General features: G+C 65.7%; 18 protein-coding genes. 13 read left to right on the forward strand and 5 right to left on the reverse strand.

Features of this window, described 5'->3' with window-relative positions; genetic code table 11:
* Nucleotides 1-146: 146 nt before the first annotated feature.
* Nucleotides 147-725, reverse strand: coding sequence for a nucleoside 2-deoxyribosyltransferase (locus QTH97_RS12215; protein WP_286568416.1), 579 nt, complete (start codon nucleotides 723-725; stop codon nucleotides 147-149).
* Nucleotides 726-843: 118 nt separating this feature from the next.
* Between QTH97_RS12215 and QTH97_RS12220 the strand changes: the two genes are divergently transcribed.
* Nucleotides 844-1,152 (forward strand): hypothetical protein, encoded by a 309-nt coding sequence (locus QTH97_RS12220; RefSeq protein ID WP_286568417.1) that lies wholly within the window; start codon nucleotides 844-846, stop codon nucleotides 1,150-1,152.
* Between the two features lie 15 nt (nucleotides 1,153-1,167).
* Here QTH97_RS12220 and QTH97_RS12225 read toward each other — a convergent pair whose 3' ends face one another.
* Nucleotides 1,168-2,154, reverse strand: a complete 987-nt coding sequence (locus QTH97_RS12225; RefSeq protein WP_286568418.1) for a Bug family tripartite tricarboxylate transporter substrate binding protein — start codon at nucleotides 2,152-2,154, stop codon at nucleotides 1,168-1,170.
* Between QTH97_RS12225 and QTH97_RS12230 the strand changes: the two genes are divergently transcribed.
* A complete protein-coding gene (locus tag QTH97_RS12230; RefSeq protein WP_286568419.1) occupies nucleotides 2,140-3,015 on the forward strand; it encodes an FHA domain-containing protein in 876 nt (291 codons plus the stop codon). The two genes, QTH97_RS12225 and QTH97_RS12230, sit on opposite strands and share 15 nt — an antisense overlap.
* 79 nt (nucleotides 3,016-3,094) lie before the next feature.
* Nucleotides 3,095-3,379, forward strand: coding sequence for a DUF4148 domain-containing protein (locus tag QTH97_RS12235; protein ID WP_286568420.1), 285 nt, complete (start codon nucleotides 3,095-3,097; stop codon nucleotides 3,377-3,379).
* A 3-nt stretch (nucleotides 3,380-3,382) separates the two neighbouring features.
* Here the strand turns inward: QTH97_RS12235 and norR are convergent, their stop codons facing one another.
* Nucleotides 3,383-4,990 (reverse strand): nitric oxide reductase transcriptional regulator NorR, encoded by a 1,608-nt coding sequence (gene norR, locus QTH97_RS12240; protein ID WP_286568421.1) that lies wholly within the window; start codon nucleotides 4,988-4,990, stop codon nucleotides 3,383-3,385.
* Nucleotides 4,991-5,141: 151 nt separating this feature from the next.
* Here norR and hmpA point away from each other — a divergent pair, with 151 nt between their 5' ends.
* Nucleotides 5,142-6,335, forward strand: a complete 1,194-nt coding sequence (hmpA, locus tag QTH97_RS12245) for an NO-inducible flavohemoprotein (protein ID WP_286568714.1) — start codon at nucleotides 5,142-5,144, stop codon at nucleotides 6,333-6,335.
* Between the two features lie 15 nt (nucleotides 6,336-6,350).
* On the opposite strand, the gene QTH97_RS12250 is transcribed toward hmpA, so the two are convergent.
* Nucleotides 6,351-7,175 carry an isocitrate lyase/PEP mutase family protein gene (locus QTH97_RS12250; protein ID WP_286568422.1) on the reverse strand — a complete coding sequence of 275 codons (825 nt, stop codon included), beginning with the start codon at nucleotides 7,173-7,175 and terminating at the stop codon, nucleotides 6,351-6,353.
* Nucleotides 7,176-7,335: 160 nt separating this feature from the next.
* Between QTH97_RS12250 and QTH97_RS12255 the strand changes: the two genes are divergently transcribed.
* Together QTH97_RS12255 and QTH97_RS12260 are read left to right on the forward strand one after the other, a co-directional pair.
* Complete coding sequence (locus QTH97_RS12255) at nucleotides 7,336-7,866, forward strand: hypothetical protein (protein WP_286568423.1); 531 nt, start codon at nucleotides 7,336-7,338, stop codon at nucleotides 7,864-7,866.
* Nucleotides 7,867-8,059: 193 nt separating this feature from the next.
* Nucleotides 8,060-8,638: a thioredoxin family protein gene (locus QTH97_RS12260; protein WP_286568424.1), complete on the forward strand. Its 579-nt coding sequence runs from the start codon at nucleotides 8,060-8,062 to the stop codon at nucleotides 8,636-8,638.
* Here the strand turns inward: QTH97_RS12260 and QTH97_RS12265 are convergent.
* On the reverse strand, nucleotides 8,602-9,342 hold the full coding sequence (locus QTH97_RS12265; RefSeq protein ID WP_286568425.1) for a response regulator: 741 nt from the start codon (nucleotides 9,340-9,342) through the stop codon (nucleotides 8,602-8,604). The two genes, QTH97_RS12260 and QTH97_RS12265, sit on opposite strands and share 37 nt — an antisense overlap.
* 107 nt (nucleotides 9,343-9,449) lie before the next feature.
* On the opposite strand from QTH97_RS12265, the gene QTH97_RS12270 reads away from it, so the two are divergent.
* The 7 genes from QTH97_RS12270 (at nucleotide 9,450) to QTH97_RS12300 (ending at nucleotide 16,967) form a co-directional block, all read left to right on the forward strand.
* A complete protein-coding gene (locus tag QTH97_RS12270) occupies nucleotides 9,450-10,235 on the forward strand; it encodes a bestrophin-like domain (RefSeq protein ID WP_286568426.1) in 786 nt (261 codons plus the stop codon).
* A gap of 132 nt (nucleotides 10,236-10,367) precedes the next feature.
* Nucleotides 10,368-11,477, forward strand: a complete 1,110-nt coding sequence (locus QTH97_RS12275; protein WP_286568427.1) for a helix-turn-helix transcriptional regulator — start codon at nucleotides 10,368-10,370, stop codon at nucleotides 11,475-11,477.
* 137 nt (nucleotides 11,478-11,614) lie between these two features.
* Nucleotides 11,615-12,976, forward strand: coding sequence for a sensor histidine kinase (locus QTH97_RS12280; RefSeq protein WP_286568428.1), 1,362 nt, complete (start codon nucleotides 11,615-11,617; stop codon nucleotides 12,974-12,976).
* A 28-nt stretch (nucleotides 12,977-13,004) separates the two neighbouring features.
* Nucleotides 13,005-14,798, forward strand: a complete 1,794-nt coding sequence (locus tag QTH97_RS12285) for a cytochrome c biogenesis protein DipZ (RefSeq protein WP_286568429.1) — start codon at nucleotides 13,005-13,007, stop codon at nucleotides 14,796-14,798.
* A gap of 46 nt (nucleotides 14,799-14,844) precedes the next feature.
* Nucleotides 14,845-15,801, forward strand: coding sequence for a LysR family transcriptional regulator (locus tag QTH97_RS12290; protein WP_286568430.1), 957 nt, complete (start codon nucleotides 14,845-14,847; stop codon nucleotides 15,799-15,801).
* A 322-nt stretch (nucleotides 15,802-16,123) separates the two neighbouring features.
* A complete protein-coding gene (locus QTH97_RS12295; protein ID WP_286568431.1) occupies nucleotides 16,124-16,558 on the forward strand; it encodes a helix-hairpin-helix domain-containing protein in 435 nt (144 codons plus the stop codon).
* Nucleotides 16,559-16,610: 52 nt separating this feature from the next.
* Nucleotides 16,611-16,967, forward strand: coding sequence for a hypothetical protein (locus QTH97_RS12300; RefSeq protein ID WP_286568432.1), 357 nt, complete (start codon nucleotides 16,611-16,613; stop codon nucleotides 16,965-16,967).
* Nucleotides 16,968-17,001 lie beyond the last annotated feature (34 nt).

The raw sequence follows: 17,001 nt of genomic DNA on the forward strand, positions 1-17,001 counted from the left end.
ATCGCGCCAAGCCACCGATGGATGGAGACGCGCACGAGGCAAATGCTTAGAGTCTGATCGTTGGGTTTCCTGTGCGCCTCTCACGTAGGCAGACGCAGCCTCTCGCAGGCAAATGCAGCACGAAGCGGAAGCCCAGGGCCCAGCGACTAAACCCCGCTGGGCCTCTTTGTTTGCGCACCCAGTTCGGTCGCCAGCCATTCGAGCGCGACTTGCGCTGTCGGCGCGAGCCGGACCGACCGCGCCAGCATGAGGTTGAGCGGCTGGCCGAGGCCTTCGACCATCGCGCCGGTTTCGACCTCCCGGACCTCCCCCACCGCATCCGCGCTGCACGCGATCGCCGCACCGACCCGGTCGGCGTAGCTGCCCTCCGGGACGCCGTAGCCGACCACGGGCTTCCCGAGCGCGATGGCGAAGCCCACTTCGAACACCGTGCCCGAATCGGGCTCCTGGCCGCGGAAGCTCATCAGGTTGGCGATCACGCCGTCCGACTGGCGGATCATTTCGACGTTGCCTTGATAGATGGCTTGCGCCAGGTCATCGGGCTGGGGGTGAGTCGCTGGCGACAAGTCAGTGTCTGTCGGCGCGAGCCCCTCCATGCCCAACTGCGCGCACTGCGCCTTCAGGGTCAGGAAGATGTCCTCCTGACCGGGAAAAAAGACATCCGGGCCCGCCAGATAGATGCGCGGGCCACGGGGACTGGAAATGCGGGCTGGACTCAAACTCATTGCAGGCATCGTACCCCCCGCCTCCCCGCGTCAGCAGGCCCGCTGCCTCTATTCCGCAGTGAACCTACAACCTCCGCGATATTGGCCCTCCGCAGCTCGACTCGACAGAATGCCGCGCATGGAACAGTTCCACTTCTCCGGCCGTCCTGCGCCGTCATCCACCGGGCTCTTCGGACCGCGCAGGGTGCGCGTCCCCGTGAATGAAGCGCGCAGGCCGCTCGCCAGCGAGGCGCCTCTTCCTCCGATGAGCCTGGAGGAGATCCGCATGGTGGCCAGCAGGTGGCGCCGCGGCGAGGACGTGGACGAGCGATGCGCCAGGGTCGCCGATGCGCTCGACGCACTGGCGGACCACCGCATGGGCGCGTTGGGACCGAAGCCGCCCAAGAAGACCGTGACCCAGAGAATCTCCGAGTTGATGGGCCTCTAGGCGAGCGGGCTGACGCTACTGCGGCTCGATGCCCGCCTTCTTGACGAGCGCCGCGTACTTCGCCAGTTCGCTCTTGAACGCTGCCTGCGCCTGTTCCGGCGTGCTGACGGCAATCGTGTTGCCTTGCTTGGCCATCGATTCCTTGACGGCCGGGTCATCGAATGCGGTGACCACCGCGTCATGGACCTTCTTGACGTTGGCCGCACTCAGGCCCTTCGGGCCGATGACGGCGAACCACGCATCCACCACGAAGTTCGGCAGCCCTTGCTCGACAAAGGTCGGGATCTCCGGCGCGGCCGGCACGCGCTGCGCCGTGAGGACACCGATCGCCCGCAGCGCGCCGCTCTTGATGTGCGCCTGAACGCTCGGCAGGGCAGCCGTGCCGAACTCGACCTGTCCGCCGATCAGGTCGGTCACCATCGGGCCGACGCCCTTGTAGGGAATGTGCTTGGCAGTCACGCCGGCTTGCTCGAGAAACAGTTCGGTCGCCAAGTGCAGGATCGTGCCGTTGCCACCGGATGCGAAATTCAGCGCCCCCGGCTTGCTCTTCAGCACCGCGATCAGTTCCTTGCTGTTGTGCGCCGGCACCTTCGGGTTGACCACCAGCACCATGGGCGTCGCACCCACGATCGCGATCGGCGTGAAGTCGCCCGGCATGTCGAATGGCAGCGACTTGAGCACGCTCGGAAAGATCACCACGTTGTTCGACACGACCGACAGCGTGTTGCCGTCGGGCGCCGAACGCGCCAGTGCCTGAAGGCCCACCACGCCACCGGCCCCGGGCTGGTTGTCCACCACCACCGACGCGTTGAGCGCCTTCGACAATGCGGGCTGTGCCGCCCGCGTGATCGCGTCCACGCCCGAGCCCGTGGCATTGGGCAGGATGAACCGGATCGTGCCGGACTGCGCGCGCGCGACAAGGGGCAGCGCCCCCATCGCGACGGCTGCCAGCGAGGCGCCCAGCACAGCGCGGCGAGAGAAATCCTGTTGTCCTTCGATCATGCTTGTCTCCTTCTGATCCTGGCGCGCGGCTGTCCGCGCGCCCGGTGCCAGTGTGAACGGAAACAGGGTCGTCTTTACGATCTGCCCCGTCTTCCGCGATCGCTGCTGTATCAGTTCGTCTCAGTGCTCTCGCCATGTGACGGTCGGGATCGGCAGCGCCTATGCCGTCTTACCATCAAGCCACAAGGGGGGACTCGAACGATGCCGACTCTGATCGTGACGAAAAACGGTGTTGCACTGCGCAACGTGCGACTTCTCGAAGGGGAGCTCAGGATCGGTCGCAGCGCAAGCAACCACCTCGTGCTCGCGAGCGCTACCGTCAGCAAGGCCCATGTCGTCCTCACGCGGCACGGGCATTTCGTCACCCTCCACGACCTGCATAGCACCAACGGCACGCTGGTCAACGGCGACGACGTGTCGGTGCGACCGTTACTGGACCGGGACATCATCCAGATCAGCAACTTCGAAATGATGTATCTCGACAGGGACCTTGCTTCGGCCGAAATCCTCGAAGATCCACCGCCCGAACCCGTCGTGGAAGCCGTGGAAACCGAGCGGGCGCCGCTCGAACCCGCCATGGGCGTCGATGCAAGCGGCCATCGGATCGGCGGCTCGCGCGGCGCGCATTGGGTGGGCAATGGCGTGGCCTTTGCCCTGCCCGCACAAGGCCGCGAGATTCAAGCCCTCATCACCGATGACGCGCTCGCGTCCCATTTCGGTGCCTACGTGCACGCCTCGGACGGCGCCAGTCGCGCGGTAAGCGCGTACGAAGAGAACTACGTGGCGATCAACGTGGCCGCGTGGTCGCGCTATGACGCCACGCACCGTGAACCGATCATCGTCCGGTCTTCCGATTTTTGAGTTGCCTCGAGGCGGGGTGAACCAGCCCGCCCGCCGATCCGTAGAAGGTGCAGCCCATCCACCTTCTCAGGAGCGACTCATGGATTCCCTGCTGCAACGACGTTCGATCATCTCGCTGTGCTTCGGCAGCCTCGCGGCCTTCGGGGCACAGGCCTTCCAGGGCGAGCAGAACCCCCTGCCTCCGCAACCTTTCCAGTCGACTCTGTCGCGCGCCGAGGTCCGCGAACAGGCGCGCACACCCGTGCAGATCAGCAACGGCGGTACCGGCGTGCAGCCGCGCACCTTCATTGCAGATCGCGCCACGGTCCGTGCGGGCGCGCGGGCGATTGCGGCGGAAGGCGCCGCCACCTACGGCGAGAACTAGGGTTCAGGGCGCGCGCATCGCGCGCAGCGCCCGCTTGTCGCCTGGCAGGCCGATCCGCTTCGCGAGGCGGGCGAGGTTGCCGCGGTCCATGCGGAGCGCGCGGCCGGCGGCGGCCCAGCTGTAGTCGTTCTGCGCCAGTGCGGACGCCACGAGTTCGCGCTCGAGCCTCGCCACGGCATCGCGAAGACCCTCGCCGTCGCGCATGCGCGACGGGGATGGCGGCCCGTCTGCTGTTGCGCTCGTGCCCGCGGGCTCGATCGCCAGACGCGCCCCCGGCAGATCGAGGTCGACTGCCGTCAGGCTCAGGATGCGCGGTCGCCGCGGATGGCGGCCGAGCGCCTTCAGCACGCTCCGGCCGAGCAGATGTTCCAGTTCTCGCACGTTGCCCGGCCAGTCATAGGCAAGCAACGCGGCCTGCGCGCCGGCGTCCAGGCGCAGGCCACCGAGGCCGAGACGGGAACGGTTCTCTTCGAGGAAGAAGCCGCTGAGCAGAAGCACGTCGCGGCCGCGCTCACGCAAGGGCGGCACCTGCAACGGGTAGACGCTCAGCCGGTGATAGAAGTCCGCACGCAAGCGCCCTGCCCGCACCTCGTCGGCCAGGTTGCGGTTGCTTGCGGCAATGAGCCGGACATCGACCCGATGCTCGCGGTCCGACCCGAGCCTTTGCAACTGGCCGCTCTGCAGCACGCGCAACAGCTTGGCCTGCACCGGCAGCGAGAGTTCGCCGACCTCGTCCAGAAAGAGCGTTCCGCCGTCGGCCAGCTCGAACTTGCCCGGACGTTCGCCCACGGCGCCGGTGAACGCACCTTTCACGTGGCCGAACAACTCGCTCTCAACCAGCGTCTCGGGCAATGCGGCGCAGTTCAGGCTGATCAGGGGACGCGCGGCGCGCGAGGAGCCCGCATGCAGCGCCTCGGCGACCAGTTCCTTGCCGACGCCGGTCTCCCCTTGGATCAGCACCGACAGTTCGCTTCCGCCGACGAGGTCGATTTCCTTCTGGAGTTGCCGCATTGCCGGGCTGCGGCCGATGAGTGCGCGTGCGCGCGGCGCCGCTGCCAGCCGATAGCCCTCGGCGCGAAGGCTTTCGTCGCGAACTCTCGACTTGAGTTGCTCGATGTGGCCCGCGACGCTGACCGTCGCAGCGGCCAGGCTGCCGAAAGACTGCAACACCTTCAGGTCGATGCGGGAGAAGCGTTCCGGGGCCAGGTCGTCGAGCGTCAGTAGGCCCCACGGCTTTTCATCGACGCGTACGACGCAGCCCACGCAGTCATGCACGGGCAGATGCCCCTTCACACCCTCGACCAATCCGTCATAGGGATCAGGCAGGGCGCTATCGGCCGGGAATCGCAAGGGCCCGTCCGCCTCGAGCAAGGCCGCGAAGCGCGGATGCTCTTCGACACGGAACCGGCGGCCCAGCGTGTCGCTGCTCAGGCCATCCACGGCCAGCGGCAGCAGCGAGCCGTCTTCGAGGCGCAGCAGTGCCGCGGCATCGCAAGGGAGCAGCACCCGCAAGGCCTCCAGCAATCGGCGATAGCGTTCGGTGCTGGGCAACTCGCGCGCGATATCTGCCACCAGCGGAATGATGGCCTGGAGCAATGGGTGTGTTGTCATATTGACACGATTTGAGTCGACATGACGCCATCCTAGGCGTGTCAGCAAGACATCATCGCCCACCAAGTCTTTGATTCACAAGGCGGGACAGGCTGGAACGGCGATTGCAATGAACAAGCAATCACCCCTCTACTTTCGAAAGGCTCTCTTCATGCTGTCCGTCTCCCAAAAGGCCATCATCACCGCAACCGTGCCCCTGCTCGAAACGGGCGGTGAGGCACTCACGACGCACTTCTATTCCATCCTCCTGGGCGAGCACCCCGAAGTCCGCCCCCTCTTCAACCAGGCCAACCAGGCGAGTGGCGATCAGCCCCGGGCGCTGGCGAACGGCGTGCTCATGTACGCGCGCAACATCGACCGGCTCGAAGCGCTGGGCGAGCTGGCGGGCCAGATCGTCAACAAGCACGTCGCCCTGCAAGTGCAGCCCGAGCACTATCCGATCGTCGGCGCCTGCCTGCTGCGCGCGATCCGCGAGGTACTGGGCCCGCAGATCGCGACGGACGAAGTCATCGAGGCCTGGGCCGCGGCCTACGGGCAACTCGCCGACCTCCTGATCGGCGCCGAGAAGCAGGCCTACGACAGCAAGGCCGCAGCGCCGGGCGGTTGGCGCGGCGGGCGGGACTTCAAGGTGGTGCGCAAGGAAGCCGAAAGCGACGAGATCACTTCCTTCTATTTCGCGCCAGTCGACGGCAAGCCCGTGGTCGACTTCCAGCCGGGCCAGTACATCAGCCTGCGCTTGCTCTTCGACGGCCAGGACATACGCCGCAACTATTCGCTCTCGGCCGCACCGAACGGCCAGACCTACCGCATCAGCGTGAAGCGGGAGCAAGGCGGACTCGCTTCGAATCACCTGCACGATCACGTGCGAGTAGGCAGCAAGATCGAATTGTTCCCGCCCTCGGGCGCGTTCACGCTCGCCGAGAGCGACCGGCCGCTCGTGCTGATCAGCGGTGGCGTGGGCATCACGCCGACGCTGGCAATGCTCGAAGCCGCCCTGAAGACCTCGCGCGTCGTGCACTTCATCCATTGCGCGCGCACCCGCGGCGTCCATGCCTTCCGCCATGCCATCGACGCGCTGGCGCAGAAGCATCCCCAGCTCGAGCGCTTCTACTGCTACGACGAGGCGCCCGAAGCGCCGGGCGCCGCCGACGCACCGCACGCGGTCGGCCGGCTCGATGCCCAGAAGCTCGCCCAATGGCTGCCGACCGCGACGCGCGATGTCGATGCGTACTTCCTCGGCCCGAAGCCGTTCATGCAGCAGGTGAAGACGGCGCTGCGGACGCTCGGTGTGCCGGACCGGCAGGTTCGCTACGAGTTCTTCGGGCCCGCGTCTGCGCTGGAGTGAGCTCCGCGGCAGCGCTCAGTCGGTGCGGCGGAAGAACGAATTCAATTCGTCGCCCCGCGCCGCTTCGGCGAATCCGAAACGGCCGTTCTCCGCGATCTCGCGCGCGGCGCGCATGAAGCCGCCCCATGCGGAACGTGCCAGCGCGCCGCCGACGCTGATCCGCCGGACGCCCATCGCCGCGACATCCTGCAGGGTGAATTCGCTGGCCGAGCCGATCAGCAGATTGACCGGCTTCGGCGCAACCGCGGCCACCACGGCGGTGATCTGCTCCCGCGTGCGAATGCCCGGCGCATAGAGGCAGTCCGCCCCGGCTTCGGCGTAGGCCTTGAGCCGGGCAATGGTGTCGTCGAGGTCGGTGCGACCGTACAGGAAGTTCTCGGCACGCCCGACCAGCAAGGTGTCGCCGCCGGCTTCGTCGATCGCCGCGCGGGCAGCGCGGAGCCTGGCGACGGCTTCGCCAATGCTGCGCACCGGGTCGCTGGCGTTGCCTGTCGCATCCTCGATCGACAGGCCGGCCACGCCCGTTTCGATCGCCATGCGGACGCTGACAGCGACGCCTTCCGCGTTCTCCGCGTAGCCGCTTTCGAAATCGGCGTTCACAGGCAGATCGGTGGCATCGACGAGGGTGCGCAAGTGGGCCAGCACAGCCTCGCGAGAAGCCCCGCCGTCAGGAAGGCCCTGCGACCAGGCATAGCCGGAGCTGGTGGATGCGAGGGCCTTGAATCCCATGCCCTGGAGCATCCTGGCACTTCCAACATCCCACGGATTGGGCAACACGAAGCAGTCTTGGGTGTGAAGCGCCCGGAAGGCGGCACGCTTCTCTTGGACGGTGCGAGTCATGGGGGTCTCCTGCGGCGTGATGGTCGGCGGGCCGCGATGATGTCAGATGCCGGCCCATGCCGCCACCGCCGGCCCCTGCACCTGTCGTCGTGGCTCAAGTTTTCGGCAGTCGTGCCGATAACCGATCCGAAGCACGTATCCGGACAGGAGATTTCCAGACATGGCACTTGACCAAGGCTTGGCCGCAGTTATAGGCGCAGGCGTGGGCGCCCTCGCCGGCATCGTCGGATTCGCGTTCGCCGGCTGGCGCCAATCGAAGCTCGAGACCGAGAAGTGGTCCCGCGCGCGCGAAGACAAGGCCCGTTCGGACACGCGCAATGCCGTGGCCGACCTGGCGAAGACACTGGCTTCGACCGCGCACTCGATGATGTGGGTGTCGTTCAAGGTGATCACCGCGGGCAAGGCCAGCCACGAGACACTCGCGTCTTTCGAGGTCGAGTTTCACGCGGAAGTGTCCGACCTGGTCGGTGCGCAAATGACCCTCGCCGCGCTGGACTTCTCCCTCTATGAAAAGGTCACGCCGCTCGTCGGCCGGGCCATCGACATGGGCGCCAACACCTATGCGGCGCTCAAGGCCGCGATGGAGAAAGCGCCGGATGCCGAAGATCAATTGAAGGCGTGCAACCAGGACGCACTGAACCTTATCAAGGAGATCCCGAAGAAGGTCGCCGGGCTGCTGAGCGTTCCGTAGCCTGCGGCCTGAAGGGGGCAGCCGGGTTCGAAGATGGTGCGTACGGCCGCAGCGTCTTTCCGTCAATGAAACGTAGTGTGTCGGCGCCATGGGCCGGATACACAGCCGTACGCGAAGCGCGCGCACGAGCCGTGTCGCGGCGGAAGATCCGTCCGTTCGACACCCGGCCACTCGCTCCCTGGAAGGAATCCCCATGAACATCCGAGTCAGCGCTCTTCTCTTCGGCACGGCCCTCGCGACCTCGCTTGCAGCCTTGACCTTCGCAGCGCCTCCGAACGGCGGCGATACGCCCGTCGCCGAGCAGCGGGCCGCGCCCGAATTCCAGGGCATCGACACGTGGCTCAACTCGCAGCCGCTGAAGCTGGACGCCTTGCGCGGCAAGGTCGTTCTCGTCGACTTCTGGACCTACACCTGCATCAATTGCCTGAACCACCTGCCGTACGTGAAGGACTGGCACGCGAAGTACAAGGACCAGGGCCTGGTCGTCGTGGGCGTGCACACACCGGAGTTCGCCTACGAGAAGTCGACCAGGAACGTGCAGGAGGCCATCAAGCGATTGCAGATCGAGCACGCCGTGGCCCAGGACAACAGCTACGCAACCTGGAGGGCGTTCAGGAACCAGTACTGGCCTGCGGTCTACCTGATCGACAAGCAAGGGCGCGTCGTGTACTCGCACTTCGGCGAGGGCCGCTACGCCGAGACGGAGAAGAAGATCCAGTCACTCCTGGCCCAGCCTCAATCGCTGGCCTCGACCGCCGACGCGAACACGTAGCCCTCGCTCCGCACGGTCTTGATGTAGCGCGGCTCGCGCGCGTCGTCGCCCAGCCGCTGTCGCAGCCTGCTGACGAGCAGGTCGATGGAGCGCTCGAAGAGTTCCGCCTCGCGGCCCTGCGTCAGGCTCAGCAACTGGTCGCGGCTCAGGACCTTCTGCGGATGGTCCAGGAAGATGCGCAGAAGCCGGTACTCCGCGCCGCTCAGCGCGACCATCGTGCCGCTGTCGTCGATCAGGTGCCGCGCAACGGTATCGACCCGCCAGCTGCCGAAGGCCAGGGTCCGGGCGGTCTCGGTCGCATGCATGTTGGGCGGCAGCATGCGGGTGCGGCGCATGACGGCGCGAATTCGCGCGAGCAATTCGCGGGCGGAAAAGGGCTTCGCCAGGTAATCGTCGGCGCCCATTTCGAGGCCGAGGATGCGATCGGCTTCTTCGCTGCGCGCCGTCAGCATCAGGATGGGGATGGCCTTGTGCTTGCCTGCGCGCAAGTCGCGGCACAGCGTCAGCCCGTCCTCGCCGGGCAGCATGAGGTCGAGGATGATCAGGTCGAAAGGGCCTGACTCTTCCAATGCCGCGCGCATGTGACGCCCGGTGGGCACGGCGGCCACGCGCAGGCCGTTCTTGACCAGGTAGGTGGTCAGGAGTTCGCGGATCTCACGGTCGTCGTCGACGATGAGGACATGGTCTGCAGGTCTTGTTTGCATGGCAATGGGGTTCCGGCGCAGGCGCTGCTTCGCAATGTAGTGGGCCTTCCGGATTTGCGCGGTTTCATCCGCATCAGCAGAATGGGCGGCTCTTCGAAGGAGACGCCATGCTGGCTGGACTGGACGAGACCGTACTGTTCATCATTGTTTTGGTTACCTTCTTTGCGGCCCTGGAGATCGCGTTCCAACTCGGTCGTCGCCATGTTCACCGGAGTGACGACGCCTCCAGATCGCATATCAGCGCCCTGCAAGCCGCCTTGCTCGGACTTCTGGCATTGCTGCTCGGCTTCAATTTCGCGATGGCTGCCTCGCGCTTCGACGCGCGCAAGACGCTGATCCAGGAAGAGGTCAATGCCATCCGCACAACCTATCTGCGGGCCCAGTTGCTGCCGCCATCGCAGCGGGAGCAGGTGTCGGACCTGCTCAAGCGCTATGTCGCGGCGCGCGTCGACTTCATGCGGGCCGGCGTCGATCGGACGCAACTCGAAACGACCAGCGCCGCCACGACGGACATCGAGTCCCAGCTCTGGGCGCTGGCAGGCACATCCCCGACGGTCGGCCAGGCCTCGCCGGAGAGAGTGCTGGTCATCCAGTCGTTGAACGAGATGTTCAACACCAACGAGAAACGCCACGCCGCGCTGGACAACCATGTGCCGCAGATCGTGATCGGTCTCCTGGTCGCGGTCGCTCTGGGTGCCCTGAGCTTCATCGCCTACGGCTATGGCCTGACAAGCCGGCGACGCCACATATCCACGGCGCTTTTCGCGCTGCTGATTGCGATGGTCTTCACGATCATCATCGACATGGACCAGCCGCGCAGCGGCCTCATCCGGGTCGGCGAGGAGAGTTTGGTTCGGCTCCAGCAGAGCATGGACCTCAACCTCGCGCGATAGCGCGGGCTCTGCATTCCTCCCCCCGAATGGGGAGAGATGCCTTCGCCCTACGCGTCTTCCCTTAGTAGCACCTGCATATACCACGTAATACATTGGAACTACTTTTTACAAATACCGGGTAGGAGGGGTCCGATGCCAGAAGCCAGCGAAAGGGGCGGCAAGGCGGTCGCTCTGCGTCGTGCCTTGGAGGCCATCCGCCACCTGTCGGATCCGGCGCCGCCCTGGCTGGACATCCTCCAGAGTGCACGCGACGTCGTCGGCAGCGACACCGCGTCCTTTCTGGTGGTCGAGGGCACACGCCTCGTCGATGGCCTGACGCTCGATGTCGACTCGGTGGCCGAGCGCGAATACTTCGCCCACTTCCACGCGAAGGACATTCTCCTGAACCCCACCCTGCCCTGGAATGCCGGCACCTGGTTCGACAGCGAGTGGTGCCTGACGCCCGAAGTCCGGAGTCAGAGCGAGTACTACAACGATTTCATGCTCAAGCACCGGATGCGGCACATGCTGTCCTTCCAGATCGAGGCAGGCGCTCAGAGTGCCGCGATCAGCTTTCATCGCGCGAGCAAGACCGAGGGTTGCGACGATTTCCTTTCGACTGGACCGGTCGGGGAGCTGACCACCGCCCTGCTCTCGGCCATGGCCGATCGCAAGGCGGCGGCCGATCGGGTCCTGACCACCATCGACCTCATCGACAGCTCCTTCGATGAAGCGACCTTTCTCGTCGATGCGGAGGGCCGGGTGATCCATGCTTGCGAAGCGGCGCGCGCCCGGCTCGATCGGATGTCTTCGGTAGGGGTGCGCGCCGGCCGGCTGTGGCACTCGTCTCCCAAGCTGCGCAAGCACCTGGAAGCGTCCCTCAGGCGCGCGTCCCTGGCGTCCGGACCCCTGCGGGTCGCTCTGCCGGGAAGCCGGACGGGCGGCTGCATCATGGACCTTGCGCGTGCGGACGGCCGGTTGCGCTACGACCGCCATCCCTTGCTGCTCGCGCGCGTGAGCCCGCCGCGCGCCCGGGCCGAGATCGTGCTGGATGTGCTGTGCGCGGCGCTGGACATCACGGCGGCCGAAGGAGAGGTGCTGGCGGAACTGGTGCACGGCGCCACCGCGGAGGAGATTGCCGCAGCGACCGCGGTGTCGATCCACACCGTGCGCAAGCACATTGCCCACCTGATGGAGAAGACAGGCTGCGTGCGGCAGGTGGACCTGGTTCGACTCGCGCTGGGCGCTGTCGGCGTCGATTGAACTGCGCCAGGTGCCGCGCGTCCGCGATCGGCACTTGTTGCATGGCTGTGTACCTGTGTACGTCACCGTCCCCGGGCAGACACACTGGAATACACACGAGGGGGCTGGAGGGTGGTTCGGGGCCTATAAACCCACCCATGCCTCTTCCCCAAAGCCACCAAGTGTCCTCGCGCCCCATCGCGGGCTGGCGCCGGCTGGTCCCCCGCTCCCTCTTCGCACGCGTGACGCTGATCATCGTGGTGGGGCTGGCGATTGCGCAGGCGCTCACCTTCGCATCGATCCGATACGAGCGCGGCATCGCGCTTCGCGAGCTGATGATGAGCGGCATCGAGCGCGACATCGCAAGTTCGATCGCGATCCTGAATCGCTTGCCTGCCGAAGAACGCGCCGGTTGGCTCGACCGTCTGGAGCGGCGCAACTACCGGTTCATGCTGGGTGGCAGCGTGGAGGGGCCGCCGCCCGAGTCGCCCGTCGCACGAGAGTTCGGCGAGGCCATCGTGACTGCGCTGCGTCCGTTCGAGGTCGTCAAGGTGGCGCAGGCGGCCGAGGTGCAAGATGGTCTGCAGATCCAGGTGCGGCTTGCGGACGGAAGCTCGGTGATCGTGCGTGCGCGGCGAGTCGGCATCCCCGTGTCCGACTGGGTCATGTGGGTGCTCTGGGTCCAGTTGGCGGTGCTCGCCATCTGCGCCTGGTTCGCCGTGCGCCTGGTCACGCGGCCTCTCGCCCGGCTCGCCGCAGCGGCGGATGAACTCGGCCCCGACCTGAAGGCGCACGAACTGGACGAAGAAGGGCCGACCGAAGTCGCGCATGCGGCTCGCGCTTTCAACGCCATGCAGCGGCGGATCGCCGGCTACTTGGCCGAGCGCGTGGAGATCCTCTCGGCCATTTCGCACGACCTGCAGACGCCCATCACGCGGATGCGGTTGCGCACCGACCTGATGGACAACGAAAAGGACCAGGTCAAGTTCCGGCAGGATCTCGATGCCATGAACACGCTGGTGCGGGAAGGCGTCACCTATGCGCGCACGCTGCACGGCGCCACGGAACCGCCCTGCCGCATCGATGCCGATGCGCTGCTCGAAAGCATGGTGGCCGACTACGGGGACTCCGGCCAGCCGGTGCTGCTGGAGGGACGGATCGACGCGCCGATCGTGACGCGCCCGAATGCCCTGCGGCGGATCCTCGTGAATCTCATCGACAACGCGCTGAAGTTCGGAAGCGATGTGCGCGTCCGCGTGCGCGTCGAAGCGGATCGGTGGGTGGTCGCCGTCGTCGACAACGGGCCGGGCATTCCATCCGATCAGTTGGAGGCCGTACTCAAGCCTTTCTACCGCCTGGAAGGCTCGCGCAACCGCAGCACCGGCGGTACGGGCCTGGGCCTTGCCATCGCACAGCAGCTTGCGGTGGCAATGGGCGCGGAACTGAAGCTGCACAACCGTGCCGAAGGTGGCCTCGAGGCTCGGCTCACCATGACCACGGCTCAACCCATCGCGCACTGATCGCAGCGCGCCACCACCTCTCGACATCATGCTCATCCTGATCATTGCCTACGTGGGCGGCGTGCTCACCATCCTGAGCCCCTGCATCCTGCCGGTGCTGCCTTTCGTCTTTGCGCGTGCCGATCGCCCGTTCCGCTCGCACGGCCTGCCGATGCTGCTGGGCATGGCGGTAGCTTTCGCCGCCATCGCCACACTGGCTGCAGTCGGCGGTGGCTGGGTGGTTGCGCTCAACGAGTACGGGCGGTACGTGGCGATGGCAATGCTGGCATTGTTCGGCATCACGTTGATGTTCCCGGGCATTGCCGACCGGTTGACGAGACCGCTGGTGGCTCTGGGCATCCGGTTGGCGGAGCCGCAGCCGGACGGCGCGGGAGCCCGCATCTCCGTTGGGTCGTCGATCTTGCTGGGCATGGGGACAGGCCTGCTCTGGGCACCTTGCGCGGGGCCGATCCTTGGCCTCATCCTTACGGCAGCGGCTCTCAATGGCGCGAGCGTCGGCACGTCGCTGTTGCTGCTCGCCTATGCCGCCGGCGCGTGCACTTCACTGGCAGCGGCGCTGCTCCTGGGTGGGCGCATGCTGGCTGCGATGAAGCGCTCGCTCCATGCCGGCGAATGGGTCCGGCGTGCGGCCGGAGCTTTGGTGCTGGTCGGTGTCGGCGCGATTGCACTCGGCCTGGACACCGGCGCGCTCAGCCGCCTGTCGGTCGGGACCACGTCGACGCTGGAGCAGGCACTGCTGGATCGCACGGGACATCGGACGCCGCAGCCCCCTCAAACCGACGCCCGCGCCGCATTCGAAGACGCAGGTTTGACGCTGACGGCAGCGGGCCGCGAACCGGCGCCTCCGCGAACATTGCCGAGGGAAGGCGTTCTACCTGCGTTCACCGGCGCGACCGAATGGATCAACTCGGAGCCGCTGACCCCTGAGAGCCTTCGCGGCAAGGTGGTGCTGGTCGACTTCTGGACTTACTCGTGCATCAATTGCCTGCGGACCTTGCCCTACCTCCGCGCATGGGCCGAGAAGTACAAGGATGCAGGGCTGGTGGTGGTTGGCGTTCATTCGCCCGAATTCGCGTTCGAGAAGCGCTCGTCCAACGTTCACCGGGCGGTCAAGGATCTTGGCATCGGCTTTCCTGTCGCGGTCGACAGCGACTTCGCCATCTGGCGCGCCTTCGACAACCAATACTGGCCCGCGTTCTACTTCGTCGATGCGCAGGGGCGCATCCGCCATCACCAGTTCGGAGAGAACCAGTACGAAGCATCGGAACAGGTCATCCAGCAACTTCTCGCGGAGGCGGGGCAGACCAACATTCCATCGGCGCTGGTTTCGCCAACGGCCTCGGGCGTCCACGCCGCACCGGACCCCTCGCCTGCGCTGTCGCAAGAGACCTACCTCGGCCACGAGCGCACACGCAACTTCGCCTCCCCAGGAGGCATCGCCAGCGATCGCACCAATTCCTACCAACGCCCGGTCTCATTGCGAACGGACCAATGGGCGCTCGACGGCGACTGGACCGTGGAGCGTGAGCGCGCAATATCGAACCGCGCCCATGGCCGCCTCGCCTACCGCTTTCATGCGCGGGATCTGCACCTGGTGCTGGGCCCATCGGCGGAGGGGAAACCCGTGCGCTTCAGGGTCCTGGTGGACGGCAAGCCGCCGCTGGCGGACCACGGGTCCGACATCGATTCGCAAGGGAACGGAACGATCGACGCACAACGGCTCTATCAGTTGATCCGCCAGACAGTGAGTACGAAAGATCGCATATTTGAGATCGAGTTTCTCGATGCGGGTGCACAGGCCTACGTATTCACCTTTGGCTAGGCAACCGCCCGTATCCTCAGGCTTCCGTGTTCAACGCGACCTGCCCATGCACCAAGAAAGAAACGACAACGGGGAGCTGAACTTCTATTTGCTGAAGTGCCTGGTGGCGCTCGTCGATCACTCGCACGTCTCGCGGGCCGCTGAGGCGATGTCGATCAGCCAGCCCGCAATGAGCCGTGCCATGGGCCAATTGCGCAACGTCACCGGTGACCCGATCCTCGTGAAGGGCGGCAACGGCCTGATCCCCACTGCCAAGGCGCTCCAGTTGCGCGAATTCGCCGAGCGCATCCTGCAGGAGATGGGCGAGTTGCTCGGCAATGCAGTGGCTTTCGATCCTCAGGTCACGCGCTACCTGTTCCGCATGGTCGCCACCGACTATCTGGAGTGCCTTTTCGTCGACCACCTGGTGCAGCATCTCGGCACGGGGTTTCCGGGTATTTCGATTTCGGTGCGGCACCCGGTGCATCCGTCGCAGTTCAACAAGGTGCTCGAAGCTGGCGATGTCGACTTCTGCGTCGGCATCCTGCCGCCCAGCTTGCGCGAGCTCCGGCACCGCCTGCTTTTTCGCGATCGCATCGTGTGCGCGGCACGCTCCGGCCACTGGGCCATCGGCAAGACGCTCACGCCAACGGAATTCGCCGGCCTCGAACACGTGGTCATCATGCCGAATACGGTGAACTGTTTCGGGGAATCAGTCGATCAGGCGCTGGCCGCGCAGGGGCTGCAGCGGCAGCGCCGGTACGTCACGCCAAACTACCTCACGGCACCTCACCTGCTGGAGAAATCGGACATGGTGGCGCTCCTGCCCCTTTCGCTGGCCTCTCGCTTCCGTGATCGCTTCGGCCTGGCCGAACTGGCATTGCCGGTGGTGGTGCCAGCCTTCGACGTCTATATTTCCTGGCACGACCGCACGCACCGCCACGCGGCTCACATCTGGTTTCGCGACCAAGTGATGCAAAGCCTCGAACTCCATGTGAACAACGGACATTCACTACGCGCATAGCGCCCATTCGGGCACAGCATGGACTTCCTGCGACGGACTCTCAATACTTAGGGCGTCGCCGTCGAATCGGCAAGCAAGAGCAAGCAGGCATGCGGATTTCGGAGTTCCCGTTCAAGGTTTCGCGACACGTCGTACTTCGGTTTCACCGGGCAAGTGCTTTTCCGATCGGCATCAGACGGCGGCGAAGGCCGGAGCTTCACGTTGATTGCCCCTGAGGTGTCCCGCACCTCGAGCCCCACCTCCCTTTTTCCCGCGTTCAAGAAGTGGCGTGCAGCCACGTCCGACGGCGCACGAATTTGATTGAGTTCCAGGTATGTCTTGCATGATCCAAACCGTCGATGACCTCGCGCAATTGCCCGACGATGAGTTGCTCCCCTGCCTGGGGGCCCTCCGGAGCGCCATTCACGAAGCCAAGCGCCAGCACGCCGAGGCACTGCGCGAACGCCTGATTCCCGAGAGCTCGACCTTCGCCTTCCATTCCTTCAACTGGCGCCCCAGGGGCGCACAGCGATTCAACATTCCGATCCAGTTGAGCCCGGAGACGCCCATCGACGAGCTCTCCGTGCGCGCCAGCGCGCGGGATGCGCTCAAGGAACTCAGCATCTTCTGCATCGAGGATCTCTCCGCCATCAGCGAGCAGGAGTTGCTGAAGGAGGTCGCCATCGGCCCGAAGACGCTAGGCCGCCTGCGCGAAGTGCTGTCGCGCGTCGGGCTCGACTTCCTACCCAACCCGAATCCTCAGGTATCGCAGACATGACATCCGCCAATGCCATCAAGAAGGGCGTGATGTGAGTGATGAACGAGAAAGCATGGACTGGAAGTCGTTGTACGCCTATCCGTCTCGCCTGCTGAAGTTGCGGCCGGGCGACGCCGGCGTCTTCGTCTGCCCGCCGGCGTGGAGGGGGCGGCTGGGCACGGTGTGCGGGGTCTGGGTCAAGGCGAACACCGACTGGGCTGCCGCGTTTCCGAGCGGCACACCTTGGAAACAGGTGTTCTGGACGGAGGCACATGCCGACGGCCTGAAGATCGTACGGGCGCCGTTGCCCGACCGGCCGGACGGCGACAGTCCGCCCACGGAATTCACTTTCAGGCCCCTCGTGGCCTCGTCGGTGCCCGAAAAAGGCCTGCCCAGACTGGATCAGCTGGTGTCGCTCTGGAGAGCTTGAGCAACCGGCACGCGGCCAACGGGCCATGCCGCCC

Source organism: Variovorax gracilis (assembly GCF_030317115.1).
Taxonomy (GTDB): domain Bacteria; phylum Pseudomonadota; class Gammaproteobacteria; order Burkholderiales; family Burkholderiaceae_C; genus Variovorax; species Variovorax gracilis.

Excerpts from the sequence above, each read along its gene's own strand:
- QTH97_RS12215 (WP_286568416.1), bottom strand. The coding sequence starts at position 725 with ATGAGTTTGAGTCCAGCCCGCATTTCCAGTCCCCGTGGCCCGCGCATC.
- QTH97_RS12220 (WP_286568417.1), top strand. The coding sequence starts at position 844 with ATGGAACAGTTCCACTTCTCCGGCCGTCCTGCGCCGTCATCCACCGGG.
- QTH97_RS12225 (WP_286568418.1), bottom strand. The coding sequence starts at position 2,154 with ATGATCGAAGGACAACAGGATTTCTCTCGCCGCGCTGTGCTGGGCGCC.
- QTH97_RS12235 (WP_286568420.1), top strand. The coding sequence starts at position 3,095 with ATGGATTCCCTGCTGCAACGACGTTCGATCATCTCGCTGTGCTTCGGC.
- norR (WP_286568421.1), bottom strand. The coding sequence starts at position 4,990 with ATGACAACACACCCATTGCTCCAGGCCATCATTCCGCTGGTGGCAGAT.
- hmpA (WP_286568714.1), top strand. The coding sequence starts at position 5,142 with ATGCTGTCCGTCTCCCAAAAGGCCATCATCACCGCAACCGTGCCCCTG.
- QTH97_RS12250 (WP_286568422.1), bottom strand. The coding sequence starts at position 7,175 with ATGACTCGCACCGTCCAAGAGAAGCGTGCCGCCTTCCGGGCGCTTCAC.
- QTH97_RS12255 (WP_286568423.1), top strand. The coding sequence starts at position 7,336 with ATGGCACTTGACCAAGGCTTGGCCGCAGTTATAGGCGCAGGCGTGGGC.
- QTH97_RS12260 (WP_286568424.1), top strand. The coding sequence starts at position 8,060 with ATGAACATCCGAGTCAGCGCTCTTCTCTTCGGCACGGCCCTCGCGACC.
- QTH97_RS12265 (WP_286568425.1), bottom strand. The coding sequence starts at position 9,342 with ATGCAAACAAGACCTGCAGACCATGTCCTCATCGTCGACGACGACCGT.
- QTH97_RS12270 (WP_286568426.1), top strand. The coding sequence starts at position 9,450 with ATGCTGGCTGGACTGGACGAGACCGTACTGTTCATCATTGTTTTGGTT.
- QTH97_RS12275 (WP_286568427.1), top strand. The coding sequence starts at position 10,368 with ATGCCAGAAGCCAGCGAAAGGGGCGGCAAGGCGGTCGCTCTGCGTCGT.
- QTH97_RS12280 (WP_286568428.1), top strand. The coding sequence starts at position 11,615 with ATGCCTCTTCCCCAAAGCCACCAAGTGTCCTCGCGCCCCATCGCGGGC.
- QTH97_RS12285 (WP_286568429.1), top strand. The coding sequence starts at position 13,005 with ATGCTCATCCTGATCATTGCCTACGTGGGCGGCGTGCTCACCATCCTG.
- QTH97_RS12290 (WP_286568430.1), top strand. The coding sequence starts at position 14,845 with ATGCACCAAGAAAGAAACGACAACGGGGAGCTGAACTTCTATTTGCTG.
- QTH97_RS12295 (WP_286568431.1), top strand. The coding sequence starts at position 16,124 with ATGATCCAAACCGTCGATGACCTCGCGCAATTGCCCGACGATGAGTTG.
- QTH97_RS12300 (WP_286568432.1), top strand. The coding sequence starts at position 16,611 with ATGGACTGGAAGTCGTTGTACGCCTATCCGTCTCGCCTGCTGAAGTTG.